The organism is Rhizobium freirei PRF 81, assembly GCF_000359745.1.
In the GTDB taxonomy this organism is placed as follows: Bacteria; Pseudomonadota; Alphaproteobacteria; order Rhizobiales; family Rhizobiaceae; genus Rhizobium; species Rhizobium freirei.
Genome location: NZ_AQHN01000056.1, coordinates 471398 through 495851, shown reverse-complemented (window position 1 = coordinate 495851; position 24454 = coordinate 471398). Strand labels below are relative to the sequence as shown.

The following is a 24454-nucleotide window of genomic DNA, read 5'->3' as shown; positions in this document are numbered from 1 at the left end:
AATCCTTCCTTCAACATGACTGCCCAAGAACATGCGCTGCCAAGCGCCATTCCATTTGTCGAATGGCGACATGGATACGCGTTTTTTTCCCAAATACAACGCTTCCAGGCCGCAGAGAGACGAATTGCTTTAAACGCATAAATAACGTTTACGTTAACGTCAATATGCCTGCTTCCGTTGATTGGCGCGCGTCGCTACCGATTTTTACCCGGAACCCACAGCACATCGGCGCGGCCATGATTATTGGCGTGGCGGGCGGCGACGAAGAGAAAATCGGAGAGCCGGTTGACATATTTCAGCGCCGCCGGGCTCACGCGTTCGCCCTCGCTGCGCGACAGCGCCACCATGAGGCGTTCCGCGCGCCGGGCAATCGTGCGGGCAAGGTGCAGATGGGCGGAAGCCGGGCTGCCGGCCGGGAGAACGAAAGATTTCAAAGGCTCAAGATCGGCATTGAGCGCGTCTATATGGCGTTCGAGACGTTCGACCTGATGGTCGACGATGCGCAACGGCTCATAGGCAGGGGGCTCGTCCGTTTCAGGCGTCGAAAGATCGGCGCCGAGATCGAAGAGATCGTTCTGGATCCGCATCAGCATGGCATCGAGAGTGGGCATGTCGGCCATATGCAGCCGGGCGACGCCGATGGCGGAATTGGTCTCGTCGACTGTGCCGTAGCTTTCAACGCGCAAGTCGTGCTTCAGGCGTCTCGGGCCGGCGACAAGACCTGTGGTGCCGTCATCGCCGGTCTTGGTATAGATCTTGTTGAGCTTGACCATCGTCTTCCTGTGGTTAGAGCCTTTCGCTTTTCTTCGGGTCGCGAAGCGCTCTACCCCCCTGTTTTACGCAATTCCGGACGGAAAAGCGCTACGCACTTTTCCTGGAATTGCTCTACTTCTTTGATTCTAGAGCGGATTCAGATTTTACGTCGATTCGACCTAAAATCATCCGGCTCTAGGCCGGGCGGCCGCCGCCGGTCAGCCACAGCGTCAGCATGATCAGAATGACCGCGACAGCCTGCAGCAGGACGCGCAGCTGCATCAGCCGGTTCGAAAGGTTGGGATTGTCGCCTTTCATCATGTTCAGCAGGCCGCGAACGAGAACGATCGCGACGAGGCCCATGACAATGATGGCGGCGGTATAGGTGACGGTCGACATGGCTCCTCCATCCTTGTCTTCAAAGCGGTTCAGCCTTTCCCGGAATTTCCGAGCCGCTCCATTTCAAGATTCCTATGCAATTCCGTGCGGAAAACCGCTCCGCACTTTCCCGGGATTGCTTCAGTCCAGCCGGCGCATCAGACGATAGAAAAGGTTAGCCGGCAATAGCCTTTTCAAGAGGACGCCCTGCTTGGCAGGCGTCGTTACCAGATAATGTGGCCGCGGGCTTTTCACATTCAAAGCTGATTTTAGCACATCATAGACCGCTTCGGGGCCTAATTTGTGCTTATTGATAGGCCCCGAGCCATCCAGGCGCCTGAGCTGCCGCCGGTATTCGGCGGCATGGACGGAACCTTCGAGGTCGATATGCTCGTGAACCTTGGCGAGCGCATTGGCGGTGAAGCGTGTCGCAATCGGACCAGGTTCGATCAGGCTCACATGGATGCCGCTGTCCTGCAGCTCCATCCTGAGCGTGATCGTCAGCCCCTCGAGCGCGAATTTCGAGGCGGTATAGGCGCCACGGAAGCGATAGGGGATCAGTCCAAGGATGGACGAGCAATTGACGATGCGGCCGTGGCCCTGTCTGCGCATCAGCGGAATGATCTGGCGCGTCAGCTCGTGCCAGCCGAAAAAGTTCGTCTCGAACTGTTCGCGCAGCACGTCGGTCGTCAGGTCCTCGACGGCGCCGGTCTGGCCGTAGGCGCCATTGTTGAAGAGCGCGTCGATGCGATCGCCCGTGCGCTCGCGCACCGTTGCGACGGTGGCGGAAATCGTCTCGGGACGGGTGTAATCGAGGAGAAGCGCCTCGATGCCGTCGGCCTCGAGCGGAGCCAGATCCTCTTGCCTGCGCACGGTTGCAAACACGCGCCATCCATCAGCCTTCAGCGCCCGCGCGCAATGGGCGCCGATTCCGGAGGAGCAACCAGTCAACAGGATAATGCGTTGTTCCGTCATGGGATGATTCCTGTACAAATCAGGTCTCGTTTCCCATATTCAGGGACCCGACACAATCGACAACCGGCAGGTGAATGCCGATGTCAGGCGGAGATGGAATGCCGACAGCCCTGCGGACGATTTACAAGGTGATCTACGACGCAGTGTTCCATTTCGTCGAGGATGACGGGTTCGCCATGGCGAGCCATGTCGCGCTTTCGACGTTGCTCGCGGTTTTCCCTTTCCTGATCTTCGGCACCGCGCTCGCAAGCTTTCTCGGCGCCAGCCAGTTTTCGTCGACGGCGGTGCATCTGATTTTCGACACTTGGCCGGAGGCGATCGCCAAGCCGCTCGCCGATCAGGTCGTGCAGGTGCTGACCATACCGCGCGGCGGCCTTTTGACGATCTCCGTGCTTGCAGCCGCCTACTTCGCCTCGAATGGCGTCGAGGCGCTGCGCATCTCGCTGAACCGCGCCTATCGTGTGCCAGAAACCCGGCCGTGGTATTTCAACCGCCTCGCGAGCCTCGGCTATGTGCTCATCGCGGTGCTGATCTTCGCGATCCTCAGCATTCTCCTCGTCGCCGTGCCGCTGGCGCTCAACTACACCCGGCAATGGCTGCCGAAGCTCGCCGATATCCTCGACATCGTCTTCAGCTGGCGTATCTACGGCACGATCTTCCTGCTTCTGGCGGGGCTGATGATCCTGCATCTGTGGCTCGCGGCCGGGCGCAGGCGGCTGCTCGATGTTATTCCCGGCGTCTTGCTGACCTTGATCTTCTGGTCGGTCGGGGCGCTGCTCTTTGCCTATTATCTCTCGACCTTCGCCAATTACACCGCCACCTATGCCGGCTTGGCGTCGGTGATGATCGTGCTGATCTTCCTCTATATGCTGGCCGTGATCTTCATCATGGGGGCGGAGATCAACGCGGCGCTGATGAAATTCCGCGTGCGGCGGCTGCTTTTCGGCAAGGCGGCGGGCCGCGCCGCTGCCGAGGCACCGGCGGAGAAGCCATCCTCCGAATCAGAGGCCGATGCGGCGGCGAAGCTCCGCCGGTGACAAGCCCTGTCGGCGCCATTCGGCAATGCCCGTATCGCCCATGCTCTTGGACAGCTTCTTGCCGTCGCTGCCGAGGAGCAGGCGGTGATGGTGATAGAGCGGTTCCGGCAGGCCAAGCAGCGTCTGCAGCAGGCGATGGATCGAGGTGGCGTGGAAGAGGTCGAGCCCGCGCACGACATTTGTGATGCCCTGCACCGCGTCGTCGACGACGACAGAAAGATGATAGCTTGAGGGTGCATCGGAGCGCGACAGCACGACATCGCCCCAGGCGGCCGGGTCGGCAGAGATGACGCCCGTCTCGCCATCGCCGCTTTCCTGCCAGTGGAGCGGCCCGCCTGCCGCACGCGCCTTTTCCATGTCGAGACGCCAGGCATGTTTCATGCCCGATGCCAGCAGGCGCTGCCGCTCGGCCGCGCTGCGCTCGCGATCGTCAGAGGGATAGAGCGGCGTGCCGTCCGGGTCGCGCTGCCAGGATTCGCTATTCGCCCCGAAAGCTGCGACGCGTGCCTTGACTTCGCCGCGCGTCAGGAAGGCCGGGTAGACGAGGCCGCGTTCGATAAGCGTCTGCAGCGCTTCCTGATAGGCCGGGAAATGTTCGGACTGCCGGCGCACCGGCTCCTGCCAGCGAAGGCCGAGCCAGGAAAGATCGGTGTAGATGCCTTTTTCGAAATCGGGTGTGCAGCGCGTCTGATCTATGTCTTCGATGCGCAGCAGGAAATCGCCGCCGGCTTTTGCCGCCATGTCGTGGTTGAGGATGGCCGACAGCGCATGGCCGAGATGCAATGGGCCGTTGGGGCTCGGAGCAAAGCGGAATTTCGGCTTTTGACGGGAAATCTCGATCATGCTTTCTTCTGCCACGAATCTGAACCGGGGACTACGAGACGTCATGCAGATCATTCGCGACGAGCGCGATATCGAACAGGGACTCGCTGCCCTATTGGAGCTTGATCCGCGCCTGCGGCCAGTTGCCGCAGAGGCGGGCGCTTTGCCCTTGCGTCTGCGCGAACCGGGCTTCGAAGGGCTTGCCCACATCATCGTTTCGCAGGTCGTCTCCCGCGCCAGCGCCGATGCGATCTGGGGGAAGATGATCGCCGGGATGGGCGATGTGACCGCCGAAGGCTATGCGGGCCTGGAGCCCGAGACATGGCGAACCTTCGGCCTCTCGCGAATCAAGCACGACACATTGGCGCGCGTGGCCGATGCGGTTGCCGGCGGCGGCCTCGATCTGCATGCGCTCAGCGCCGAATCACCGGAAAAGGCGCTTTCCGAGCTGACGTCCATTAAGGGAATCGGCCCCTGGACGGCCGAGGTCTACCTGATGTTCTGCGGCGGTCACGCAGATGTGTTTCCGGCGGGCGACGTGGCGCTGCAGGCGGCCGTCGGCATGGCTTTCGGCCATGACGTCAGGCCCTTGGCCAAGGCTGTCGCCCGAGAAGCTGCGGTTTGGGCGCCCTGGCGCTCGGTCGCAGCCCGGCTTTTCTGGGCTTATTACGCCGTGAAGACGCGGCGGGATGCGCTGCCTATAGTTTAATCGGCCGCCTCTCCGGATCGCTGCTTTGCACTGAATTTATTGGACTTCACAATCCTGTAACAACCGGCCTAATATACAGGTGTAGATGCCGAATCGATCAGGAGGGTTCCTTGACGATTGCAGTCTCCCCGCAGTCCCTGCCGGCGCTCGTCCTGAACGCTGACTACAGACCGCTGAGTTATTATCCCTTGTCGCTCTGGTCCTGGCAGGACGCGATCAAGGCGGTCTTCCTTGACCGTGTGAATATCATCGCAGAATATGACCACAGCGTTTCGTCGCCGAGCTTCTCCATGCGGCTGCCGAGCGTCGTGTGCCTGAAGACATATGTGCAGCCGTCCCGCAATCCCGCCTTCACCCGGTTCAACGTCTTCCTGCGCGACCGGTTCGAATGCCAGTATTGCGGCTCCCATGACGATCTGACCTTCGACCACGTCATTCCGCGCGCCCATGGCGGCGAGACGACCTGGGAAAATGTGGTGGCAGCCTGCTCGCCGTGCAACCTGCGCAAGGGCAGCAAGCTGCCGAAGCAGGCCGGCATGTTCCCGGCGCAGAAGCCATACCAGCCAAGCGTGCAGGACCTGCACAACAACGGCCGGCTCTTCCCGCCGAACTATCTGCACGACAGCTGGCTCGACTATCTCTACTGGGATTCGGAACTGCAGCCGTAAGATTGATTTTCCGGGAAGGTCGGGTGAGTTTCGCTTATGCGCGCGGCCCCTCACCCTAGCCCTCGCCCCGCCTGCGGGGGAAGGTTGGGGTGAGGGGCCAGGCACATAGCTGCGGCAACCGCTCGCTGGCCTGGCCGGTCTCATTCAATCAAGCAGCCTTCTTCGCACCTACAAAAGCAATTATCGCCAGAATAACGCTGGCGATCACATTCCAGCCGGCCATCGACAGACCGAGGACGCGCAGCGCCGCTTCCGTGCAGGACGGGCCCTTGATGCTGTTCAATTGGCCGAGCAGGTCGCCGGCATTCTGCGTGACGCTGCTGGCCGATGTCGAGCAGGTGGTCGGGCCTTCCCAGAAGTGCCATTCGACGCCCGCGTGATAGACGCCGATGCCGCCACCGACAACCATCATCAGGCCGGCGATGATCAGCAGCCCGCGGGTGATCCAGGAGGGCAGGCCGGCAACGGCCGTGAGCGCCGCGACGATGGCGACTGGAATGCCGTAATAATAGGGCTGGCGCTGCTCCAGGCAGAGCGCGCAAGGGATATAGCCGCCGATATGCTCGAATCCGAGCGCCGAGCCGATGACGACGATCATGCCGATCGTCAGCAATGCGCTATAGCCGAGGCCGGCGCGGGAGGAAGGCGAAGTCGTGGACATGCGGGGTGGCTCCTTGGTCAACTTGCCAGGGCAAAATGGAAGATGCCGTAAAGGGCGATGAGAACGGCGGCGGCTGCCATGACGATCTGGCCGAGGCGCTTCTCGATGAAATGGCGGATGGATTCGCCATAGCGGCGCAGCAGGAAAGCCAGGAAGAAGAAGCGCGCGCCGCGGGCGACGATGGCCGAGACGATGAACAGGCCGAGATCGATATGGGCGACGCCGGACAGGATCGTCACCACCTTGATCGGCGGCAGATGCGCCAGACCCGATGTGACCAGCAGCAGCAGGACCCATCCGTAGGTGACGCCGGCGCTCATCTGGTTGAAGGCGTCGAGCTTGCCGTAGAATTCGAGGATCGGCTTGGCGATGGCCTCAAAGGCGTAATAGCCGAGCGCCCAGCCGGCAATGCCGCCGAGCACGGAGGCGACCGTCGCCGTCAGCGCATAGCGCCAGGCGCGCTCCGGCTTGGCGAGCGACATCGGCAGGAACAGGACATCGGCGGGAACGAGAAAGATGGAGCTCTCGACAAAGGCGATAACGGCCAACCAGATTTCCGCAGATTTGCGGCCGGCAAGCGACATGGTCCAGTCGTAAAGTCTACGAAGCATACTGCCCCCTTTTGCTGCGTTGCAAACCTTTAGGGGGCAGGATTATGGCTGTAAATGGTCGGGGAGTGGCGGAAGCCGCACAAAATCAAAATTTTTCGTGATGGTGGGGCTTGGGGAGGACGCTTAGCGATTTGGTCGGATTGATAGCGAGCCTCGATCACTGCAGATGAAAACGCATAATCTATGGGCTACGCGCTCCTTTGCTTCGACGGATTGCAAACCGCTGCCCTTACCCATGTCGCATAGTCGATATGGAGGGTAAATTGATATAGGGGTTTCCGCGATCGTAAGAGAAGTTAGGTATTCCCTTGTTTCCTGCGATTAAGTTCGGAAGTAAGTGCTCCTGAGGTCCAAACATATAGTCACCTCCTGCGCATAGGTGCGCGAGCGCCTGATAATCGAAATATTTAAAACGGTCCTTCACGACAAAGGGGCTCGGAAACAAAATGCGGGATTGGTGTAACGAGGCAAAGCTATTCCATTGCTCAACTCATGGATTGCGCAAAGCTGGGGCAACAATCGTGGCCGAGAACGGCGCCACTGACGAAGAGCTGATGTCGATTTTCGGCTGGACAACTAAGGGCCAGACAACCCGGTACACAAAAAAAGCCCGCCGCAAGAAAATTGCAGCAGGCGCCATTCACAAGCTTTCACTCAAAGATGAATAAGCAGGAGCGCTAAATTCTGCCAGCGCGTGAAAGGGAGCCCCTTATTTCCCGAAGCAAAAGCGGCACATCGTAGCCAGGCCACCAGGATAGGCAATAATTGGCTACTCTTCTTGTATAGAGTGTCAAGCTTACTGTTTCGACGCGCGTTGATTTGCTAATTACGGGGTCTAACAGACCTGGTTTGAAGTATCTAACTGAATCTGGAAGTGGAATTGCTTCAATCTTCTGAATCGTTAGTCGCGGCCCAACAAATGACATTGTGCCGCGGGCCACGTTGAATAAAAGAGGAAGCTCGTCAAGAGACGTTGTGCGTAAAAACTTCCCGACAGCCGTTACTTCTCCCGTTCGCGATACCGTTCTAAAACGGTACCTCTTAACTTTTCTACCGAAAACGTCAGAGGCGGTGTCTGTCACTATGACGCTTCCCGATCGCTCAAAAATGATAAGGCAAGAGACAACCACAAAAATGGGCCATAGTGACAAAAGGCTGATAGTCGCTATCCCGACGTCTAGCAAATGCTTGACCTTGGCCATGTAGCGCATTCTTACCAAACTGCGCCGTTCAGGTTGTGGGAACACCTCGGCCAGCGCATCAGTGATGAAAGTGCGATCAATCTCGAGGTGTTCTTGTCGGGGGTTTGAACGTAGCACTCTTTCGAACACTCGCGATCTGAAATGCTCACCCACGAGCACCATCGTCGCAATTGTGAATCCGTAGGCTGCTAGCATTGTATTGCTCAGGTGCCAGCTGCTAAGCCATCCCCACAGAGTTAAAGGGACCACAGGGAATATAATCGCCACGATGCCAATTACGACGCGTAAAGCAAAACCAAAGAATAGGTCATTTTGAGACTGAGGGCGTCTCAATCTAAAGCCAAAGTTTCTCTTTGTTTCTTCTCTGCCAAAGCTAAAGATTGCGTCGCTATTCATTGGGACACTCCCTTGTATAGGCGCTTTATCAGAACTATCAACTGATAGGACGTAATGACAAGAAATACCGTAGCAGTTGCGATTACACCACCCCAAGCCATTACCTGCTCCAGAAAATTCATGGGGCCGCCATCATCCAGCGGCAATCGCTTGTCCACAAGCTGTAAGAGAAATGCAATTGCTCTTGCGAAACAATAAACGATAGCAGCAGCGGCGGATGCGTATGCTTCTGAAACGACAAAGTGAAGATAGGGGTTTGCTTCTCCCAAATCCCTAAGGCGGACCTCCGGAATCGTGGGTTCGTTGCCTTCACCGTCCATTGTCACCCCCTGATAGCGCATAAAACATACACTTTGGGTGGTATTTCGCAAGGCTGCGGGGAACCTCTAAATTGATTTCATCGAATTATTTGGGCGGAAAGGCTGCGGACTGACGTAAGGCAATCGGATATTCCAATGGCAGACGCAAGACGAGTTGCTGGCAGGCCGACGCCATGATTTTGCAACACTTGTCCCACGCATTTTTCCGTTGATGGCTGTGAGGCAGAGACGAGTAAATTCCTAAATGGAATCAATCCTGCAATCTATGGATGGTGCCCCATGCCGGAGTCGAACCAGCACTTCTTTCGAAACTCGATTTTGAGTCGAGCGCGTCTACCAATTCCGCCAATGGGGCAACGGGATACTGACGAGGCGGCTGTCTAGCATGTGAGCGGCGGGGCGCGCAAGCCGGGTCGGCAGATATTGCGAGTGTTTCCGCAGGGTTGCGGTTTGGCCCATGGCGTGTGGACGCCACGGGCTTTTTGCCGTTTGGGGCTCAGTGAGCCATGGCCGGTTCTTTGCTGGTGGAGCCGGACTTTTGCAGCGTGATCGCCAGGATCGCGGCGAGCAGGCAGAAGGCGCCGGCGACGAAGAAGGCGGGGAGGTAGGTGTTGAGCTCCGTGCGGGTGAGGCCGGCGCCATAGGCGGCGGTGGCGGCACCCAGCTGATGGCCGGCAAAGACCCAGCCGAAGACGAGGCCGGCCTTTTCGCGGCCAAAACGGTCGGCGGCGATCTTGACGGTCGGCGGCACGGTGGCGATCCAGTCGAGGCCGTAGAAGACGGCGAAGATCGACAGGCCGTAGAAGGTGAAGTTGCTGAAGGGCAGGTAGACCAGCGACAGGCCGCGCAGGCCGTAATACCAGAAGAGCAGCCAGCGATTGTCGAAGCGGTCGGAAAGCCAGCCGGAGCCGATCGTGCCGACGAAATCGAAGATGCCCATGACGGCGAGCACGCTGGCGGCTGCCACCGGCACGATGCCGAAATCGCCGCAGAGGGTGACGAAATGCGTCTGGATCAGGCCGTTGGTCGACAGGCCGCAGATGAAGAAGGTGGCAAACAGGATCCAGAAGGTCGAGGTCGTCGATGCTTCCCGCAGAATTGCAAGCGGCGAGGCAAGCGCGGCCTTCAGGTTTCTGGTCGCCGGCGGCGGCGGCGTGATGTGGATTTCGCCGACCAGCGGCAGATTGACGTCCGAGGGGCGGTCACGCATCAGGAGCAGCACGACGAAGGCGGCAACGACGATCATGCCGCAGACGAAGATCACCGTCGCGCGCCAGCCGTACCGCGTCGTCAGCTCGGCCATCAATGGCAGGAAGACAAGCTGCCCGGTGGCCGAGCTTGCCGAGAGCATGCCGATGACGAGGCCGCGATGCTTGGTGAACCAGCGCGTGGAGACGGTCGCCGCCAGCACCATGGCGGTCAGCCCCGTGCCGAAGCCGATGATGATGCCCCAGCACAAAAGCAGCTGCCAGACTTGCGTCATGAACAGTGAGCCGATGAAGCCGAAGCAAATGGTGCCTAGCGCGAAGACAATGACCTTGCGCACGCCGAAATGGTTCATGAAGGCAGCGGCGAAGGGACCCATCAGGCCGAACAGCACGAGGCGGACTGCGAGCGCCGATGAAATGGAGGAGGTGCTCCAGCCGAACTCGTCTTCCAGCGGCTTGATGAGCACGCCGGGCGCGCCCATGGCGCCGGCCGTGACCAGCATGGTGAGGAAGGTGGCGGCGACGACGACCCATCCGTAATGGATGTTGCGCCGGGCGAGCGTCGAAGCAAGGACAGTGGAAACCATAGGGTGCGTTCCGATAGGGTTGCGTGGCTTGACGTCTGGTACGGGGGCGCTGCGAGATCGCTCGATCGCGGACGGCCAGGGGGGTACCATATCCGCTTCTAGCGTCTTGCCGTTCTCCCGGCTTGAACGTTTGTGCAAAGGCATTTACATGATTGCTATCATATTTGTTTTGTATTGATGATGATCATCATGTAAATTGTCAATACAGATTTATTGATGCTCTGATGGAGTTTTTTGATGAGAGTGAGCCGGGAAAAATTCGCTAAGAATCGCGAGAAGATCCTTGCTGTGGCGGGCGAGCTCTTCCGCGAGAAGGGTTTCGACGGCATCGGTGTCGCCGACATCATGAAGGCGGCCGGCCTGACGCATGGCGGCTTTTACGGCCATTTCGATTCGAAGGATGAGCTTGCCTGCGAGGCGAGCAAGGCGCTGGTGGCGCGCTCGCTGGAGCGCTGGAAAGAGGTCGCGGCAAGTTCGCCCGAGCAGCCGCTGGAAGCCCTGCTTGCCCATTATCTCTCGCATCGCAACGTGGTCGAGCATGCGACCGGCTGCGTCTTCGCAGCACTGACGCAGGAGGTCAGCCGTCACGGTCCTGAAATGCAGTCCACCTTCACCGGCGGCCTCATCGGATTGGTAGAGGTGCTGGAGGATATTGTGCCGGGTGAGACCCCCGAGGATCGACGGCGCAAGGCATTTGCCAGCCTCTCGGCCATGGTCGGCGCTGTCATCCTGGCACGGGCGATGGACAGTCCCGAATTGTCGCAGGAATTCCTGTCGGCGACCCGGCAGGAGCTGACGCCCCAGCCGGATAGGGATGAGGCCTGAGCCCAAGACGGCAAAGCGGCCGGATGCTTTACCCGACCGCGCCATCTTCATGAATTCAATCGCGGAAAGCGAGCAGCCCGTTCGCCTCGACGATTTCCTTGAACTTGCCGTCAGGTGCGGCTTCCAGAAGCCTGGCGCGCAAAGCAGCTTCGAAGTCGGCGGCCTTTTCCCCGAGCGCCTGAGGCGAGGTTGACGACATCGAGAAGACGCGGCCGACGATGTCCTCGATGTCTCTTGTATATTCCGAGACGATGCCGATGCGCTCGAGATTGCGGAAGGGGGAGGCGAGCAGCATGGCCTCATGCGGCGCCCATGCCTTGCTCTTGCGCAGCAGCCGGTCCGCATGCCGTTCGGGCGAATAGATTTCTGCCAGCGGTTCGAGAATCTCACGCCAGTCCGGCTCCGCCAGGATGCTCTTGTCGTGGAAGAGAACGACGGCGCCGCCCGGCTCGATCAGCCTGTCCAGCGCATCAAGCGTTGCCGGCCTGTCCATCCAGTGAAAGGAACGGCCCATGACGCAAAGATTCAGGCGGCCGATATCGGGCCCAAGACCATAAGAGGAGCCCTGCCGGATGGTGATATCGATACCGGCCACCTTCGCACCGGCCGCGACTTCGCCGAGCATTTCCGGCTCCGGGTCCATGGCGGTGACGGCTGCGCCCTGCAGCCGCGCGAAGGCGATGCCGAGCTGGCCGGGACCGCAGCCGAGATCCAGCACATGATCGCCGGGTTTCAGGCCGCTGCGTTCGGCGACGCGGGCAATCAGCCTGTCCGGATAGGGAATGCGATAACGCAGGTAATAGGCCGCGGTCGATTGAAAGCGCCGCGCTTCGAAGGGAACCGTGATCATTAGATATCATCCTCGGACGTAAGAACCTTGACCAGTTAAGCCTCAACCGTGACCCGATCGTGAAGTCACTTTTGCGCGATTTGACGCGGGCTCAATCGGCTTCAGAGGGTGGGAGTGCCCCTCACCCTAACCCTCTCCCCGCTTGCGGGGAGAGGGGACCGCTCCGTATCTGTCGTTCTGTCTTGATCCGAAGGGGAATGATTGCACGCAATAACCCCCTCTCCCCGCATCTGCGGGGAGAGGGCTGGGGTGAGGGGCCAGGCACGTCTGTCGCAACAGCGATGAACGCGCCTGACCCGCTTCAAACCCCAGCTCACTTAAACCCCGCAACCCCGTGCGGGACGTAGGGCGATTCCAGCGCATCGATCTCCTCCGGTGTCAATTTGACTTCCAGAGAAGCAACGGCGTCCGTGATGTGACCGGGCTTGGAGGCGCCGATGATCGGTGCGGTAATGGCGCTCTTCTGCAGAATCCAGGCGGTTGCGATCTGCGCGCGCGGGATGCCGCGTGCCTTGGCCACCGCGCCGACGGCATCGACGATCCTGCGGTCGGCCTCGAGTGCCTGCGTATAAAGCGTCTTGCCGAACTCGTCGGATTGTGTGCGGGCAGTCGCCTCGTCCCAGTCGCGGGTCAGGCGGCCGCGGGCGAGCGGGCTCCACGGGATCACGGCGATCTTCTGGTCCTCGCAGAAGGGCAGCATCTCGCGCTCCTCCTCGCGGTAGAGCAGGTTCAGGTGGTCCTGCATGCTGACGAATTCCGTCCAGCCGTTCAGGCGCGACGTGTAGATCGCCTTGGCGAACTGCCAGGCGTACATGGAGGAGGCGCCGATATAGCGGGCCTTGCCGGCCTTCACGACATCATGCAGCGCCTCCAGCGTTTCCTCGATCGGCGTCGTATAGTCCCAGCGATGGATCTGGTAGAGGTCGACATAGTCGGTGCCGAGGCGCCGCAGGCTGTTGTCGATCTCGTCGAAGATCGCCTTGCGTGAGAGGCCGGCGCCGTTCGGGCCGGGGCGCATGCGATTGAACACCTTGGTGGCGAGCACAATATCCTCGCGCCGCGCGAAATCCTTGATGGCGCGGCCGACGATTTCCTCCGAAGAGCCATCGGAATAGGTGTTGGCCGTATCGAGGAAGTTGATGCCGGCTTCGATCGCCTGGCGCAGCAGCGGACGGCTGTCCTCCTCCTTCAGCGACCAGGCGTGCGTGCCCTTGTTGGGATCGCCATAGGTCATGCAACCCAGGCAGATGCGTGAGACTTCAAGACCTGTCCTGCCGAGTTTTACGTGTTCCATCGATATTCTCCGTCTATTCGATTATCCGGCGCAAAGAGGCCCGCCTGGGAGGGGACGGTGGAACGTGCTTCGCCAAACTCAATCGGCGACGCAAGGATGCCGTCGGTCGACGCATCGGTTCGCGAAGAGCTTCGAAGTATTCTTCAATAAATAAGGCGATTCGCCCGCCGGAGAAGATGGCAATCTCAAATGTTTCCTTGAACCCCGGAGGCGACAGGTGTTAGCTGCGCTGCACCATTTTTGGAATTCCGCATGAAATTGCCCCCGCAAGATACTTATGAAGCCCTCTATCGTGACTTTCGTTGGGAGATTCCGGCGAAATTCAACATGGGACATGCTGTTTGCGATGCCTGGGCCAAGCGTGAGCCCGATCGGGTCTGCCTCCAGCATTTCAATCCGGACGGCAATCACTTTTTCATGACCTATGGCGAGTTGCGGGACCGCTCCGCTTCCTTCGCCAATGCACTGGTCGCACTCGGCGTGCGTCGCGGAGATCGCGTAGCGCTGCTGCTGCCGCAGAGCTTCGAGACGGTCGTGGCGCATGTGGCGATCTACAAGATGGGGGCGATCGCGCTGCCGCTGGCGTTGCTGTTCGGTGCGGAGGCGCTGGAATACCGGCTGCAGGCGTCCGGGGCGTCGGCGATCGTGACCAACCGGTTCGGCCTCGAGCGGCTGCGTCCGATCAGGGACCGGCTGCCGGAGCTGACACAGGTGATCGGCATCGATGGCGCCGAAGATGGCGTCTCCGGCTTTGCCGATCTGGTGGCGGCGCATCCATCCTTGTTCGAAGTGGCGGATACCGGCCCGGACGATCCGGCATTGATGATCTTCACCTCGGGCACGACCGGCCCGCCCAAGGGGGCGCTGCATGGCCATCGCGTCCTGCCGGGGCATATTCCGGGCATGCAATTCGCCCATGAGGGCTTTCCGCAGGCCGGCGACCGGCTCTGGACACCATCGGACTGGGCCTGGGCGGGCGGTCTTCTGAATGCGCTTCTGCCGAGCCTGATGCTCGGCGTTCCCGTCGTTTCCTCTCCCGCGCAAAAATTCGATCCGCACATGGCCTTCCGCATCATGGCCGAGATGGAGGTGCGCAATGCCTTCATCCCGCCGACGGCGCTGCGGCTCTTGAAGGCCGTCGACAATCCGCGGGCGTGCTACGACCTCAGACTGCGCACCATCGGTTCGGCCGGCGAGGCGCTCGGCCGTGAAACCTTCGAATGGGCCCGATCCGCGCTTGGTGTCAGCGTTAATGAGTTCTTCGGTCAGACGGAATGCAATTTCGTACTCTCGTCCAGTGCCGCCTTCGGCGTCAGCCGCGGCGGGTCGACGGGCAAACCGGTGCCCGGCCATCAGGTAGCGATCGTCGACGCCGATGGCGTCGAGGTTCCCGTGGGGGAAAGCGGACAGATCGCGATCAAGCGGCCCGATCCGGTGATGTTCCTGGGCTACTGGCAGAACGAGGCGGCGACGGAAGCGAAATTCGCCAATGACTGGCTGCTGACCGGCGATATCGGCCGGCAGGATGCGGAGGGCTATATTTCCTTCGTCGGCCGCGACGACGACGTCATCACCTCCTCGGGCTACCGCATCGGCCCAAGTGAGATCGAGGATTGCCTCGGTGGCCATCCCGCCGTGCAGCTTGCCGCGGCTGTGGGAAAGCCGGATCCGGTGCGCACGGAGATCGTCAAGGCCTATGTCGTCCTTGTGCCCGGCCGTGAGCCAAGCGAGGCACTGGCCGCCGAAATCCGCGAATGGGTGAAGACGCGGCTTTCCATGCACGAATATCCGCGCGAGATCGAATTCGTCGACGGCCTGCCGCTGACGACCTCGGGCAAGGTGATCCGCCGCCTGCTGCGCGAGCGGGCGATTGCGGAGGTCAGCGCTTCGTGAGCGAGAGGATCTTTTCGCGCAGCAGCTTCGCCATGTTGCGGGTGCTGCGATACATATGCAGCTGCGTGGCGATCTGCCGGACATCGCGGTCGCCGTTCGGCGTCAGGCCGATGATCAGCGTACCCATGTCTTCGCGCTCGTGCCAGAAGCGGCTCATGATCGGATGATCCGGCACGGCGCAGGAGTCTGAACGGACGACGTTGGCGTCGTCGAGATGCCACTCCGTCAGCTCGCCCATCAGCAGCTTGCCTGGCGAATAGCGGGCGTAGGCTTCGTCATAGGCGGTCTTCCAGGTATAGGCCTCGCCACCCATGATCAGCACGATCATCGAGGCGATAGCCTTGCCGTTGAGATCGATGGTGTGAATGCGGACGGCGTCGACGGCGGCGAGATTCGAGATCGCCTCGCGGGCGAAGGCGGCATGATGGCGGTCCGCGACCAGCGCCGAGCGCTTCTTGCCTTTCCAGCCGCTTGCCTCCAGCGCCAGGAATTCCTCCATGCGCAGGTGAATGTCGCGCGGTTGGCGCGCTACGTTGTAGGAGACATCTCCTTGGCTCTCCAGCAGGCGCCACTGCCGGCGCATTTCGCGCAAATGGGCGTTGGAAATCGTTCGCTTCAGATAGGCGATCGCATCCTCATTGCTGTGGAGCATGGGACGCTGGAAGGGGTTTGCCACGGTGATGGGCAGATTGCGGCCGATGGCCACCACCTTGGCCATTTGGGCGAAGCGGCCGTTCAGGCGCAGGTCCGGCAGCACGAGCGCCGTCGGCAGGTGCAACTGAGGTCGCCCCAGTCCTTCGAAGAGATTGTCGAGCGTTTCGCCCGCATCCTCGGCGTCGACGAGGGGCGTACCGAGCGGGCCGAAGGAGTTGGACCAGACGCGGATGATCGAGGGGCCGATCGCAAAGCCCGGCTTGTCGACCGTAAAAGGCATCAGCAGGCGGATACGGCTGCGGGTGCTGCTATTATCGCGCATCAGGGCCAGGCGAACCTGCCGGTCCTCCAGGCGAGGCATGGCGGGCGCCAGGAAGCGGCCCGAGAAGAAGACGTTCGGCTCCATGGCACGATTGGACAGAAAATCCAGTTCGTCCTGCAGTTCATAGCCAAGCTTGCCGGGGTAGAGGCAAAGCTCGCGGCCGGAGCGGCCGACTTCGACCCGTGCCTCTGCTTTCGGCGTTTCGAAGTGCAGCGCTGCGAGCGTGTGTGTCAGGGCATTGACCCGGCTGTCGGTCGTTTGGGTATAGGGAGGGCGCGTCATGGTCTAGAGAGCCCCGCTCGTTGTCGGTGGCACCGTTGGGCGGCGGATGAGGGCGAAGAGTGTGATGCCGAGCGTCTTGCGCACGGCGATATGCAGCAGCAAGGCTTCGAGCGCCATGGCGGCGGCACCGGCCATGGCCGCGCCCTCGATACCGAAATGCGGGATAAGGAGGACGTTCAGGCCGATATTGGCGATGAGCGCGACGGCATAGAGATAGACGCAGATCATTTGCTTATCCGCCATGGTCAGCAGCACTTCGGCCGGACCGACCAATGCTTTGGCGAGAATGCCGCCGAGAAGAATAGCCATCACGATCTGACCCTCGGTGAATGCAGAGCCGAAGAGCGACAACAGAAGCTGGCCCGCCGCCAGAACGAGAAGGCCGATGGCGAGCGCCGGAAGGAAGGTCCAGCGGGTTGCTTCGGTGGCGAAGGCAGCAAGCTTGGCCTGGTCGTTCTCGGCAATAATGGTCGCGAAGCGCGGGCCGATGGCTGCCTTGACGGCGAAATAGATGAAATGGACGAGTGCCATGGTCTTGGCGGCGGCGAAATAGACGGCGACCTCCTCCGGATCGAGGAAGATCCCGACCACGATCACGTCGGAATTGGTGAAGAGGTAGCCGACGCCTTCCACCAGGAATATCGGAAAGGCGACGGTCAGCCAGGCCTTGAACTCGACGGTCTTCGCGCCGTTCGGGTAGTGGCGGCGCAGACGGAGCGTCACGGCGAGATATTGAAGCAGGACGCTGGTAAAGGCGCCGGCCAGCGCCGCCATCATGGCAGTGACGGCATCGCGCGGTGCGCCGGCCAGGACGGCAGCGACCATGAAGAGGAGGATCAGCGTCGGGCGGATCAGGAAGGTTGGGCTCAATGCCATGATCGGCCAGTGCTTGGCGCGGGCCGTGCCGTCGAGAACGTCCCCCAGCGCGATCATCGGCACAGCGATCAGGCCGAGCAGGATCGGCATGACGTAATAATGTTCGATGGCGCCACGCAAGGCATAGACCAGGGCGGCCGCGAGCAAGGCAAGCGTGCCGGACAGCGCGACGACGAACAGCCGGGCCGTGGCATTGAGGCCGCGAAGGGCAGCATGATTGCCGCTTGCGTCGTATTGCGGCAGGAAGCGGATGATGGCGGTCGGGAAGCCGAGACAGGCAAGGTTGCCGAACAGGATCATCAGCACCCAGACGAAGACGAAGACGCCGTATTCAAACCGGCCCATCAAACGGGCGAGGATGATCTGCGACAGGAAGGCGAGGGCTGCGCCCGCGATGCGGATGGTGAATGCGATCAGCGCCATGCGCTGCGAAACGGCTTTTTCATCGCGGCTGGTGAGGATGTCGGCAAGTTTGCGCAGATATGGCGTCGCTACAGCCCGCAATGCGGACGGCAGCATTCTCTCCGCTGTTTGAAAGACCGCCATGATCAACACGCAATACTTTAAATATGATCCCAAACTCGCCCTAGTCTTGGCAGAGGAGGGTTAAGAATAGGTTCTTTCGATACCTCGAAAGCAATGGGTGGATGGCGGTCCGCCGAAACGAAAAATGCCGCCCGAAGGCGGCATCTCTCTGATTTTTAAAAGAACGAAACGTCAGACGACTTCGGTGCTTTCGAAGGCGCCGTGGCAATGCTTGTATTTCTTGCCGGAGCCGCACGGGCAGGCCTCGTTGCGGCCGACGCGACCCCAGGTTGCCGGATTGCGCGGGTCGCGGTTTTCCGGCTGCACGAAGCTTTCGTTCACCAGGCTGAGCGAGGTGAATTCGTCCTCGCCCGTCGTGGCGTCGATATGGCGACCCTGCATCGGCGGGGTTTCCGGTTCAACTGGTTGCTGCACGAGCTCGACGCGTGAAAGCTGGGCGGTGACAGCCTGGCGCAGGTTGTTCAAGAGTGACTGGAACAGCTCGAAAGCTTCTGCCTTGTATTCCTGCAGCGGATCGCGCTGGGCATAGCCACGGAAGCCGATGACCGAACGCAGATGGTCGAGGTTGACGATGTGCTCGCGCCAGAGATTGTCCAGGGTCTGCAGCACGATGGAGCGCTCGACATAGGTCATGATCTCGGGGCCGAAGCGTTCGGCCTTCTCATTTGCGGCCTTTTCGGCTGCTTCGGTCAGGCGGGTGCGGATGTCGTCTTCGCCGATGCCTTCTTCCTTGACCCAGTCGTGAACCGGCATGTCGAGATCGAAGAAGTTGGCAACGCCTGTCTTCAGGCCGTCGGCATCCCACTGTTCGGCATAGGCGCGCTCGGGGATATGTCTCGTGACCAGATCCTCGATGACCTCGTGGCGCATGTCGCCTACGGTTTCGGAGAGGTCGGTCGCATCCATCAGCTCGACGCGCTGCTCGAAGATAACCTTGCGCTGGTCGTTCAGCACGTCGTCATACTTCAGGACGTTCTTGCGGATATCGAAGTTGCGGGCTTCGACCTTCTTCTGCGCGCGTTCCAGAGCCTTGTTGATCCAGGGGTGGACGATGGCTTCGCCTTCCTTGAGACCGAGCTTCTGCAGCATGCCGTCCATGCGGTCGGAGCCGAAGATGCGCATCAGGTCGTCCTGAAGCGACAGGTAGAATTTCGAACGGCCGGGGTCGCCCTGACGGCCGGAACGGCCGCGGAGCTGGTTGTCGATACGGCGGCTTTCATGGCGCTCGCTGGCGATGACGTAGAGACCGCCGGCGGCAAGCGACTTCTGCTTGAGCTCCTTGATCTCTTCGGCAATCCTGGCGATTGCGGCGTCGCGCTCCGGACCGGGTTCGACTTCGTGAAGGTCGCGCTCCACACGCATTTCGAGGTTGCCGCCGAGCTGGATGTCGGTGCCGCGGCCAGCCATGTTGGTGGCAATCGTCACCGCGCCGGGAACGCCGGCCTGGGCAACGATATAAGCTTCCTGCTCATGGTAGCGGGCGTTCAGAACCTGAAAATTGTTGAAGCCCTGCTTGCGCATCAGATCGGCAAGGAGTTCCGACTTTTCGATCGATGTGGTGCCGACGAGTACCGGTTGGCCACGCTTATGCGCGTCCAGAATTTCGGCGATGATCGCCTTGTATTTCTCTTCATGCGTCCGATAGACTTCGTCATCCTCGTCGATGCGCTTGATCGGCAGGTTGGTCGGCACCTCGATGACGTCGAGGCCGTAGATGTTGCCGAATTCCTCCGCTTCCGTCGATGCCGTACCGGTCATGCCGGCGAGCTTGCCGTACATGCGGAAGTAGTTCTGGAAGGTGATCTGCGCCAGCGTCTGGTTTTCCGGCTGGATCTGCACCCGCTCCTTGGCTTCGAGCGCCTGGTGCTGACCGTCCGAATAGCGGCGTCCCGGCATCATGCGGCCGGTGAACTCGTCGATGATGACGACTTCGTCGTTGCGGACGATGTAGTCCTTGTCGCGCTGGAACAGCTTGTGGGCCTTCAGCGCATTGTTGACGTGGTGAACGATGGCGACGTTTTCGACGTCGTAAAGCGATTCACCCTTCAGCAGGCCGGCCTCGTTCAGCATGTTTTCCAGCTTCTCGGTGCCGTCTTCGGAGAAGTTGGCAGAGCGCTGCTTTTCGTCGATTTCGTAATCTTCCTTCGAAAGGCGCGGGATGAACGCGTCGATCGTCGTGTACAGGTCGGAGCGGTCGTCGAGCGGACCGGAAATGATCAGCGGCGTGCGCGCTTCGTCGATGAGAATGGAATCCACTTCGTCGACGATGGCGAAGCTGTGGCCACGCTGAACCATTTGGCCGCGATCATATTTCATGTTGTCGCGCAGATAATCGAAGCCGAGCTCGTTGTTGGTGCCGTAGGTGATGTCGCAGGCATAGGCGTCGCGGCGCTCTTCGTCGGACAGGCCATGGATGATGACGCCTGTGGTCAGGCCGAGGAAGCCGTAGAGCCGGCCCATGGTGGCGCTATCGCGCTGTGCCAGGTAGTCGTTGACCGTGACGACATGCACGCCCTTGCCGGCGAGCGCGTTCAGATAGACAGGCAGGGTCGCCACGAGCGTCTTGCCTTCGCCGGTCTTCATTTCGGCGATGGCATTGGAATGAAGGATCATGCCGCCGACGAGCTGCACGTCAAAAGGTCGCATGCCGAGAACGCGGCGCGATGCCTCGCGTGCCACCGCAAAAGCGGGAACGAGGAGGTCGTCGAGCGCCTTGCCATCGGCGAGCTGCTGGCGGAACTCAACCGTCTTGGCGGCCAAAGCTTCATCGGACAGCGCACGCATCTGCTGTTCGAGTGCATTGATGGCAACGACATTCGGCTGGAACGACTTGACGCGGCGGTCGTTGGACGAGCCGAACAACTTGCGGGCAATTCCACCTAGGCTGACCATGTGACTGGTCCTTTCTGAGATTTCATCCGGCCGTTGCCTGCTTTATCCACTCCCAAAAAAACAGGAGTATAGCATAAAACGGCCGGAAACTGTTCTGGACGCGAGGTTGCGTGACAGATAAGAGGGGGGTCGATTGATGTCAACGGGATTTGGCCGATACACAAAGGCCACATTCTCCTGCTGAAGGCTTTTTGCGCCGGATTCCCATCTGTCGAGCCGGTCGTGACCACCGAAGGGTTATCTTATGTTGAAATACAACAAACTTGCCGCGGTTGCTTTCGCAACGATCATTACCTTCCAGGCGCCGGCTTTTGCGGCCGATGCCAAGGATGCCGTCGTCGCCAAGGTCGGCGATGTCGAAATCCATCAATCTGAACTTGATCTGGCGATTGCCAATCTCGATCCGCAGCTCGGCCAGCTTCCGGACGACCAGAAGAAGGTCGCCGCGCTCTCCGCTTCGATCGATGTCAAGCTGTTGTCGCAGAAGGCCGCCGCCGAGAAGCTCGACCAGACGCCGGATTTCCAGGCGCACATGGCCTATCTGCGTGACCGCGAGCTGCACAACGCCTATTTCAAGGCGCATGTTGCCGACGCCATCAAGGATGATGAAGTCAAGGCTCGCTACGACAAGGAAGTTGCTGCCCTGCCGAAGCAGGAAGAAGTGCATGCCCGCCACATCCTGGTGAAGACCGAGGACGAAGCCAAGGCAATCATCAAGGAACTCGACGGCGGCAAGGATTTCGCAGCGCTTGCCAAGGAAAAGTCCACGGATCCGAACAAGGCCGATGGCGGCGATCTCGGCTACTTTGGCCATGGCCGCATGGTCAAGGAATTCGAAGACGCGGCATTCGCCCTGCCGGTCGGCACCTACACCAAGGCGCCGGTCAAGACCGATTTCGGCTGGCACGTCATCAAGGTCGAGGACAAGCGCAATGCTCCTCCTCCGCCGTTCGAGCAGGTCAAGGACCAGGTTCGTCAGCTCGTCATGCGCGACAAGTATCTTGAGCTTCTGAACAAGGCCAAGCAGGACAGCAAGGTCGCCATCAGCGACCCGGCGCTCAGCAAAGCCTATGAGGATGCGCAGAAGCAGCAGGACGCGGCTCCGGCAGATGATGCCGTCGCGCCTGGCGTTCAGCCGCAGCAGTAAGCAATCGCAAACAGGATCATCAAGGCCCGGATTTTCCGGGCCTTTCACATCAGGTGGCTCTCATGTCCGGTTCCGTTTCCCCGCTCGCTCCCAAATCTTTCGTTTCCGTGCCCGCGCTTCGCGGCGTGCGCATGACCACGGCATCCGCCGGCATCAAGTACAAGAACCGCACCGATGTCCTGCTGATGGTCTTCGACAAGCCAGCAGCCGTCGCCGGCGTCTTCACCCGTTCGAAGTGTCCTTCGGCTCCGGTCGATTTCTGCCGGAAGAACCTGGCCCATGGCAGCGCCCGCGCCGTCGTCGTCAATTCCGGCAATGCCAATGCCTTTACCGGCCTGAAGGGCCGACAGGCGACCGAGCTGACCGCGAAGTCCGCTGCTGCGGCCGTCGGCTGCGGTGAAAACGAAGTCTATCTCGCCTCCACCGGCGTCATCGGCGAGCCTCTCGATGCAACGAAATTTGCCGGCGTGCTCGACACGATGGCGAAGGATGCAGTGGACGATTTCTGGTTCGAGGCCGCCAAGGCGATCATGACCACGGACACCTATCCGAAGGTCGCGACCCGCAGCGCCGACATCGGCGGCGTCAAGGTCACCATCAACGGCATTGCCAAGGGCGCCGGCATGATCGCGCCCGACATGGCGACGATGCTTTCTTTCGTCGTCACCGATGCCGACATTTCCTCTGCCGCTCTTCAGGCGCTGCTGTCCGACGGCGTCGGCCCAAGCTTCAACTCCATGACCGTTGATAGCGATACCTCGACCTCCGATACGCTGATGCTGTTTGCCACCGGCGCTGCTGCGGCTGATGGACAGGCGCATATCGATCGTGCCGACGATCCGCAGCTTGCCGGCTTCCGCGCAGCGCTCAACGATCTCCTTAAGGATCTCGCCATTCAGGTCGTTCGCGACGGCGAAGGCGCGACCAAGATGCTCGAAATCACCGTGACGGGCGCCGAAAACGATGCTGCCGCCAAGCGCATCGCGCTGTCGATCGCCAATTCGCCGCTGGTCAAGACCGCGGCTGCCGGCGAGGACGCCAATTGGGGCCGCGTCGTCATGGCTGTCGGCAAGGCCGGCGAAATGGCGGATCGCGACAGGCTGGCCATATGGTTTGGCGACGTGCGCGTTGCCGTCAACGGCGAGCGCGACGCTTCCTATTCCGAGGAAGCGGCCTCGAATGTCATGAAGCAGCAGGATATTCCGGTAAAGGTCGATATCGGCCTCGGCAATGGTCGCGCGACGGTCTGGACCTGCGACCTCACCAAGGAATATGTTGCCATCAATGGCGACTACCGGAGCTGATACCTCGCTGATGCATGCGCAGTCCACGATAAACAAGCTGCCCTTGGTGCGCAGGCTCGAAGCCGTCGGCTTTCGGGCCTGGCCTGCCTCTTCCGTGCAGTATGACGGCAGCTGGCAGGTTCGGCTGACGGCGGGCCATCCCTCGAAGCGGCTCAACTCCGTCGTGCCGCTCGATCCTTCCGATCATCGCGATCTCGAAATCCGGCTGGCGAAGGCGCAGCGCAAGTTCGAAGCCTATGGCAGGCCGATGGTGGTGCGCGAGACGCCGCTGGCCTCGCCGAAGCTCATCGATCTTCTGCGGGAGCGCGGCTGGACACGCTTCGACGAGACGATCGTCATGACCGCTGACCTCGTCGACCTCGAGCTGCCCGACATGCTGGATCACCTGCCGAGCCATGATGTCGGCCGTTATGTCGATGCCAGCCTGATGGTCGACGGCGCCGATCCGGCGATGAAGCCTGCGCTGGCGGAGGTGGTGAGCAGCATCAAGCCGCCTTCGGGTCTTTTCGTCATCGAGAATGACGACGCCGGGCCCGTGGCGACGACGCTTTGCGTGCAGGACAATGATCTTGCCGGCGTGATGTCGGTTGCGGTTTCGCCGCAGCATCGGCGCAAGGGCCTGGGCGCGGAGATCTTGACGTCGGCACTGCGCTGGGCGCGGATGCGCAGCGCCAAGACCGCCTGGCTGCAGGTGGGCGCCACCAACGAGCCGGCACTGGCGCTATATGCCCGTTTCGGGTTCCGCGAGGCCTATCGTTATTGTTACTGGCGTTCTCCGGGGGAAGTATGAGCGAGGCTGGCCGCAAGATCGTTCTCGTTGCCGCCTGCGCGCTCATCGATACCGATGGCCGCATTCTTCTGGCGCAACGCCCCGAGGGCAAGTCGCTGGCCGGCCTCTGGGAGTTCCCGGGCGGCAAGGTCGAGGTCGGCGAGACGCCTGAGGAGACGCTGGTGCGCGAGCTGCAGGAAGAGCTCGGCATCCAGACGAAGATCGCTTGCCTCGCGCCGCTGACCTTTGCCAGCCACACCTACGAAACCTTCCATCTGCTGATGCCGCTTTATATCTGCCGGCGTTACGAAGGAATCCCGCACGGCCGGGAAGGGCAGGCGCTCAAATGGGTGCGGCCGCAGGCCCTGCGTGACTATCCGATGCCGCCGGCCGACGAGCCGCTGATCCCCTTCCTGCAGGATCTGCTTTAAGCGCGATTTCCGGCATTTAGCTTCGCCGGAAATGGCATCGGG

24 protein-coding genes and 1 tRNA gene are annotated in these 24454 nt (G+C 60.7%); 10 read left to right on the top strand and 15 right to left on the bottom strand.

Annotation, left to right across the window (positions count from 1 at the left end):
* Positions 1 to 194 precede the first annotated feature (194 nt).
* The 3 genes from RHSP_RS14325 to RHSP_RS14315 all read right to left on the bottom strand — a co-directional run bounded on the left by RHSP_RS14325 (position 195) and on the right by RHSP_RS14315 (position 2106).
* The gene (locus tag RHSP_RS14325; protein ID WP_004118074.1) at positions 195 to 773 is read right to left on the bottom strand and encodes a cob(I)yrinic acid a,c-diamide adenosyltransferase; all 579 of its coding nucleotides are present in this window, start codon (positions 771 to 773) and stop codon (positions 195 to 197) included.
* 175 nt (positions 774 to 948) lie between these two features.
* Positions 949 to 1152, bottom strand: a complete 204-nt coding sequence (locus tag RHSP_RS14320; RefSeq protein WP_037151902.1) for a twin transmembrane helix small protein — start codon at positions 1150 to 1152, stop codon at positions 949 to 951.
* Between the two features lie 120 nt (positions 1153 to 1272).
* Positions 1273 to 2106 (bottom strand): SDR family oxidoreductase, encoded by an 834-nt coding sequence (locus RHSP_RS14315; protein ID WP_004118071.1) that lies wholly within the window; start codon positions 2104 to 2106, stop codon positions 1273 to 1275.
* Between the two features lie 98 nt (positions 2107 to 2204).
* Here RHSP_RS14315 and RHSP_RS14310 point away from each other — a divergent pair, with 98 nt between their 5' ends.
* Complete coding sequence (locus RHSP_RS14310; protein WP_037151899.1) at positions 2205 to 3143, top strand: YihY/virulence factor BrkB family protein; 939 nt, start codon at positions 2205 to 2207, stop codon at positions 3141 to 3143.
* Here the strand turns inward: RHSP_RS14310 and gluQRS are convergent.
* A complete protein-coding gene (gene gluQRS / locus RHSP_RS14305; protein ID WP_037151897.1) occupies positions 3108 to 3986 on the bottom strand; it encodes a tRNA glutamyl-Q(34) synthetase GluQRS in 879 nt (292 codons plus the stop codon). The genes RHSP_RS14310 and gluQRS overlap by 36 nt on opposite strands.
* Here gluQRS and RHSP_RS14300 point away from each other — a divergent pair.
* Both RHSP_RS14300 and RHSP_RS14295 read left to right on the top strand, forming a co-directional pair.
* The gene (locus tag RHSP_RS14300) at positions 3985 to 4674 is read left to right on the top strand and encodes a DNA-3-methyladenine glycosylase family protein (RefSeq protein WP_200863260.1); all 690 of its coding nucleotides are present in this window, start codon (positions 3985 to 3987) and stop codon (positions 4672 to 4674) included. The two genes, gluQRS and RHSP_RS14300, sit on opposite strands and share 2 nt — an antisense overlap.
* Before the next feature lie 110 nt (positions 4675 to 4784).
* Positions 4785 to 5342, top strand: coding sequence for an HNH endonuclease (locus RHSP_RS14295; protein WP_004118063.1), 558 nt, complete (start codon positions 4785 to 4787; stop codon positions 5340 to 5342).
* Positions 5343 to 5490: 148 nt separating this feature from the next.
* On the opposite strand, the gene RHSP_RS14290 is transcribed toward RHSP_RS14295, so the two are convergent.
* Positions 5491 to 6003 (bottom strand): disulfide bond formation protein B, encoded by a 513-nt coding sequence (locus RHSP_RS14290; RefSeq protein WP_004118057.1) that lies wholly within the window; start codon positions 6001 to 6003, stop codon positions 5491 to 5493.
* Between the two features lie 17 nt (positions 6004 to 6020).
* The gene (locus RHSP_RS14285) at positions 6021 to 6614 is read right to left on the bottom strand and encodes a YqaA family protein (RefSeq protein ID WP_004118055.1); all 594 of its coding nucleotides are present in this window, start codon (positions 6612 to 6614) and stop codon (positions 6021 to 6023) included.
* A gap of 446 nt (positions 6615 to 7060) precedes the next feature.
* Between RHSP_RS14285 and RHSP_RS14280 the strand changes: the two genes are divergently transcribed.
* The gene (locus RHSP_RS14280; RefSeq protein WP_051074078.1) at positions 7061 to 7282 is read left to right on the top strand and encodes a tyrosine-type recombinase/integrase; all 222 of its coding nucleotides are present in this window, start codon (positions 7061 to 7063) and stop codon (positions 7280 to 7282) included.
* Between the two features lie 9 nt (positions 7283 to 7291).
* Here the strand turns inward: RHSP_RS14280 and RHSP_RS35120 are convergent, their stop codons facing one another.
* The 4 genes from RHSP_RS35120 to RHSP_RS14260 all read right to left on the bottom strand — a co-directional run bounded on the left by RHSP_RS35120 (position 7292) and on the right by RHSP_RS14260 (position 10327).
* Positions 7292 to 7816, bottom strand: coding sequence for a sugar transferase (locus tag RHSP_RS35120; RefSeq protein ID WP_240535425.1), 525 nt, complete (start codon positions 7814 to 7816; stop codon positions 7292 to 7294).
* Between the two features lie 392 nt (positions 7817 to 8208).
* Positions 8209 to 8532, bottom strand: coding sequence for a hypothetical protein (locus RHSP_RS14270; protein ID WP_004118051.1), 324 nt, complete (start codon positions 8530 to 8532; stop codon positions 8209 to 8211).
* A gap of 270 nt (positions 8533 to 8802) precedes the next feature.
* Positions 8803 to 8887: transfer RNA gene (locus RHSP_RS14265), tRNA-Leu, on the bottom strand.
* Positions 8888 to 9028: 141 nt separating this feature from the next.
* The gene (locus RHSP_RS14260; protein ID WP_037151890.1) at positions 9029 to 10327 is read right to left on the bottom strand and encodes an MFS transporter; all 1299 of its coding nucleotides are present in this window, start codon (positions 10325 to 10327) and stop codon (positions 9029 to 9031) included.
* Between the two features lie 237 nt (positions 10328 to 10564).
* On the opposite strand from RHSP_RS14260, the gene RHSP_RS14255 reads away from it, so the two are divergent.
* Complete coding sequence (locus tag RHSP_RS14255; protein WP_037151888.1) at positions 10565 to 11152, top strand: TetR/AcrR family transcriptional regulator; 588 nt, start codon at positions 10565 to 10567, stop codon at positions 11150 to 11152.
* A 55-nt stretch (positions 11153 to 11207) separates the two neighbouring features.
* Here the strand turns inward: RHSP_RS14255 and RHSP_RS14250 are convergent, their stop codons facing one another.
* Together RHSP_RS14250 and RHSP_RS14245 are read right to left on the bottom strand one after the other, a co-directional pair.
* On the bottom strand, positions 11208 to 12002 hold the full coding sequence (locus RHSP_RS14250; protein WP_037151885.1) for a class I SAM-dependent methyltransferase: 795 nt from the start codon (positions 12000 to 12002) through the stop codon (positions 11208 to 11210).
* A gap of 313 nt (positions 12003 to 12315) precedes the next feature.
* Positions 12316 to 13296 carry an aldo/keto reductase gene (locus tag RHSP_RS14245; RefSeq protein WP_004118044.1) on the bottom strand — a complete coding sequence of 327 codons (981 nt, stop codon included), beginning with the start codon at positions 13294 to 13296 and terminating at the stop codon, positions 12316 to 12318.
* 252 nt (positions 13297 to 13548) lie between these two features.
* Between RHSP_RS14245 and RHSP_RS14240 the strand changes: the two genes are divergently transcribed.
* Positions 13549 to 15189: an AMP-binding protein gene (locus RHSP_RS14240; protein ID WP_037151882.1), complete on the top strand. Its 1641-nt coding sequence runs from the start codon at positions 13549 to 13551 to the stop codon at positions 15187 to 15189.
* On the opposite strand, the gene RHSP_RS14235 is transcribed toward RHSP_RS14240, so the two are convergent.
* From RHSP_RS14235 to secA, 3 genes are all read right to left on the bottom strand, one after another.
* Positions 15176 to 16447 carry a GNAT family N-acetyltransferase gene (locus RHSP_RS14235; RefSeq protein ID WP_004118040.1) on the bottom strand — a complete coding sequence of 424 codons (1272 nt, stop codon included), beginning with the start codon at positions 16445 to 16447 and terminating at the stop codon, positions 15176 to 15178. The genes RHSP_RS14240 and RHSP_RS14235 overlap by 14 nt on opposite strands.
* Before the next feature lie 3 nt (positions 16448 to 16450).
* The gene (locus RHSP_RS14230) at positions 16451 to 17878 is read right to left on the bottom strand and encodes an oligosaccharide flippase family protein (RefSeq protein WP_004118038.1); all 1428 of its coding nucleotides are present in this window, start codon (positions 17876 to 17878) and stop codon (positions 16451 to 16453) included.
* A gap of 162 nt (positions 17879 to 18040) precedes the next feature.
* Positions 18041 to 20761 (bottom strand): preprotein translocase subunit SecA, encoded by a 2721-nt coding sequence (gene secA, locus RHSP_RS14225; protein WP_037151875.1) that lies wholly within the window; start codon positions 20759 to 20761, stop codon positions 18041 to 18043.
* Positions 20762 to 21005: 244 nt separating this feature from the next.
* Here secA and RHSP_RS14220 point away from each other — a divergent pair, with 244 nt between their 5' ends.
* From RHSP_RS14220 to mutT, 4 genes are all read left to right on the top strand, one after another.
* Positions 21006 to 21908 (top strand): peptidylprolyl isomerase, encoded by a 903-nt coding sequence (locus RHSP_RS14220; RefSeq protein WP_037151872.1) that lies wholly within the window; start codon positions 21006 to 21008, stop codon positions 21906 to 21908.
* Between the two features lie 62 nt (positions 21909 to 21970).
* Positions 21971 to 23212 carry a bifunctional glutamate N-acetyltransferase/amino-acid acetyltransferase ArgJ gene (gene argJ, locus RHSP_RS14215; RefSeq protein WP_037151868.1) on the top strand — a complete coding sequence of 414 codons (1242 nt, stop codon included), beginning with the start codon at positions 21971 to 21973 and terminating at the stop codon, positions 23210 to 23212.
* A complete protein-coding gene (locus RHSP_RS14210; protein WP_037151865.1) occupies positions 23193 to 24002 on the top strand; it encodes a GNAT family N-acetyltransferase in 810 nt (269 codons plus the stop codon). Before argJ ends, RHSP_RS14210 begins: the two co-directional genes overlap by 20 nt.
* Positions 23999 to 24412 carry an 8-oxo-dGTP diphosphatase MutT gene (gene mutT, locus RHSP_RS14205; RefSeq protein ID WP_004118024.1) on the top strand — a complete coding sequence of 138 codons (414 nt, stop codon included), beginning with the start codon at positions 23999 to 24001 and terminating at the stop codon, positions 24410 to 24412. Before RHSP_RS14210 ends, mutT begins: the two co-directional genes overlap by 4 nt.
* Positions 24413 to 24454: the final 42 nt, after the last annotated feature.

What these genes read in the sequence shown, in the direction of transcription:
- RHSP_RS14285 (WP_004118055.1), bottom strand. Translation starts at nt 6,614, where the DNA reads ATGCTTCGTAGACTTTACGACTGGACCATGTCGCTTGCCGGCCGCAAA.
- RHSP_RS14235 (WP_004118040.1), bottom strand. Translation starts at nt 16,447, where the DNA reads ATGACGCGCCCTCCCTATACCCAAACGACCGACAGCCGGGTCAATGCC.
- RHSP_RS14250 (WP_037151885.1), bottom strand. Translation starts at nt 12,002, where the DNA reads ATGATCACGGTTCCCTTCGAAGCGCGGCGCTTTCAATCGACCGCGGCC.
- RHSP_RS14255 (WP_037151888.1), top strand. Translation starts at nt 10,565, where the DNA reads ATGAGAGTGAGCCGGGAAAAATTCGCTAAGAATCGCGAGAAGATCCTT.
- RHSP_RS14270 (WP_004118051.1), bottom strand. Translation starts at nt 8,532, where the DNA reads ATGGACGGTGAAGGCAACGAACCCACGATTCCGGAGGTCCGCCTTAGG.
- RHSP_RS14290 (WP_004118057.1), bottom strand. Translation starts at nt 6,003, where the DNA reads ATGTCCACGACTTCGCCTTCCTCCCGCGCCGGCCTCGGCTATAGCGCA.
- RHSP_RS35120 (WP_240535425.1), bottom strand. Translation starts at nt 7,816, where the DNA reads ATGGCCAAGGTCAAGCATTTGCTAGACGTCGGGATAGCGACTATCAGC.
- RHSP_RS14260 (WP_037151890.1), bottom strand. Translation starts at nt 10,327, where the DNA reads ATGGTTTCCACTGTCCTTGCTTCGACGCTCGCCCGGCGCAACATCCAT.
- secA (WP_037151875.1), bottom strand. Translation starts at nt 20,761, where the DNA reads ATGGTCAGCCTAGGTGGAATTGCCCGCAAGTTGTTCGGCTCGTCCAAC.
- RHSP_RS14280 (WP_051074078.1), top strand. Translation starts at nt 7,061, where the DNA reads ATGCGGGATTGGTGTAACGAGGCAAAGCTATTCCATTGCTCAACTCAT.
- RHSP_RS14325 (WP_004118074.1), bottom strand. Translation starts at nt 773, where the DNA reads ATGGTCAAGCTCAACAAGATCTATACCAAGACCGGCGATGACGGCACC.
- RHSP_RS14315 (WP_004118071.1), bottom strand. Translation starts at nt 2,106, where the DNA reads ATGACGGAACAACGCATTATCCTGTTGACTGGTTGCTCCTCCGGAATC.
- mutT (WP_004118024.1), top strand. Translation starts at nt 23,999, where the DNA reads ATGAGCGAGGCTGGCCGCAAGATCGTTCTCGTTGCCGCCTGCGCGCTC.
- argJ (WP_037151868.1), top strand. Translation starts at nt 21,971, where the DNA reads ATGTCCGGTTCCGTTTCCCCGCTCGCTCCCAAATCTTTCGTTTCCGTG.
- RHSP_RS14310 (WP_037151899.1), top strand. Translation starts at nt 2,205, where the DNA reads ATGCCGACAGCCCTGCGGACGATTTACAAGGTGATCTACGACGCAGTG.
- gluQRS (WP_037151897.1), bottom strand. Translation starts at nt 3,986, where the DNA reads ATGATCGAGATTTCCCGTCAAAAGCCGAAATTCCGCTTTGCTCCGAGC.
- RHSP_RS14210 (WP_037151865.1), top strand. Translation starts at nt 23,193, where the DNA reads ATGGCGACTACCGGAGCTGATACCTCGCTGATGCATGCGCAGTCCACG.
- RHSP_RS14320 (WP_037151902.1), bottom strand. Translation starts at nt 1,152, where the DNA reads ATGTCGACCGTCACCTATACCGCCGCCATCATTGTCATGGGCCTCGTC.
- RHSP_RS14300 (WP_200863260.1), top strand. Translation starts at nt 3,985, where the DNA reads ATGCTTTCTTCTGCCACGAATCTGAACCGGGGACTACGAGACGTCATG.
- RHSP_RS14245 (WP_004118044.1), bottom strand. Translation starts at nt 13,296, where the DNA reads ATGGAACACGTAAAACTCGGCAGGACAGGTCTTGAAGTCTCACGCATC.
- RHSP_RS14220 (WP_037151872.1), top strand. Translation starts at nt 21,006, where the DNA reads ATGTTGAAATACAACAAACTTGCCGCGGTTGCTTTCGCAACGATCATT.
- RHSP_RS14240 (WP_037151882.1), top strand. Translation starts at nt 13,549, where the DNA reads ATGAAATTGCCCCCGCAAGATACTTATGAAGCCCTCTATCGTGACTTT.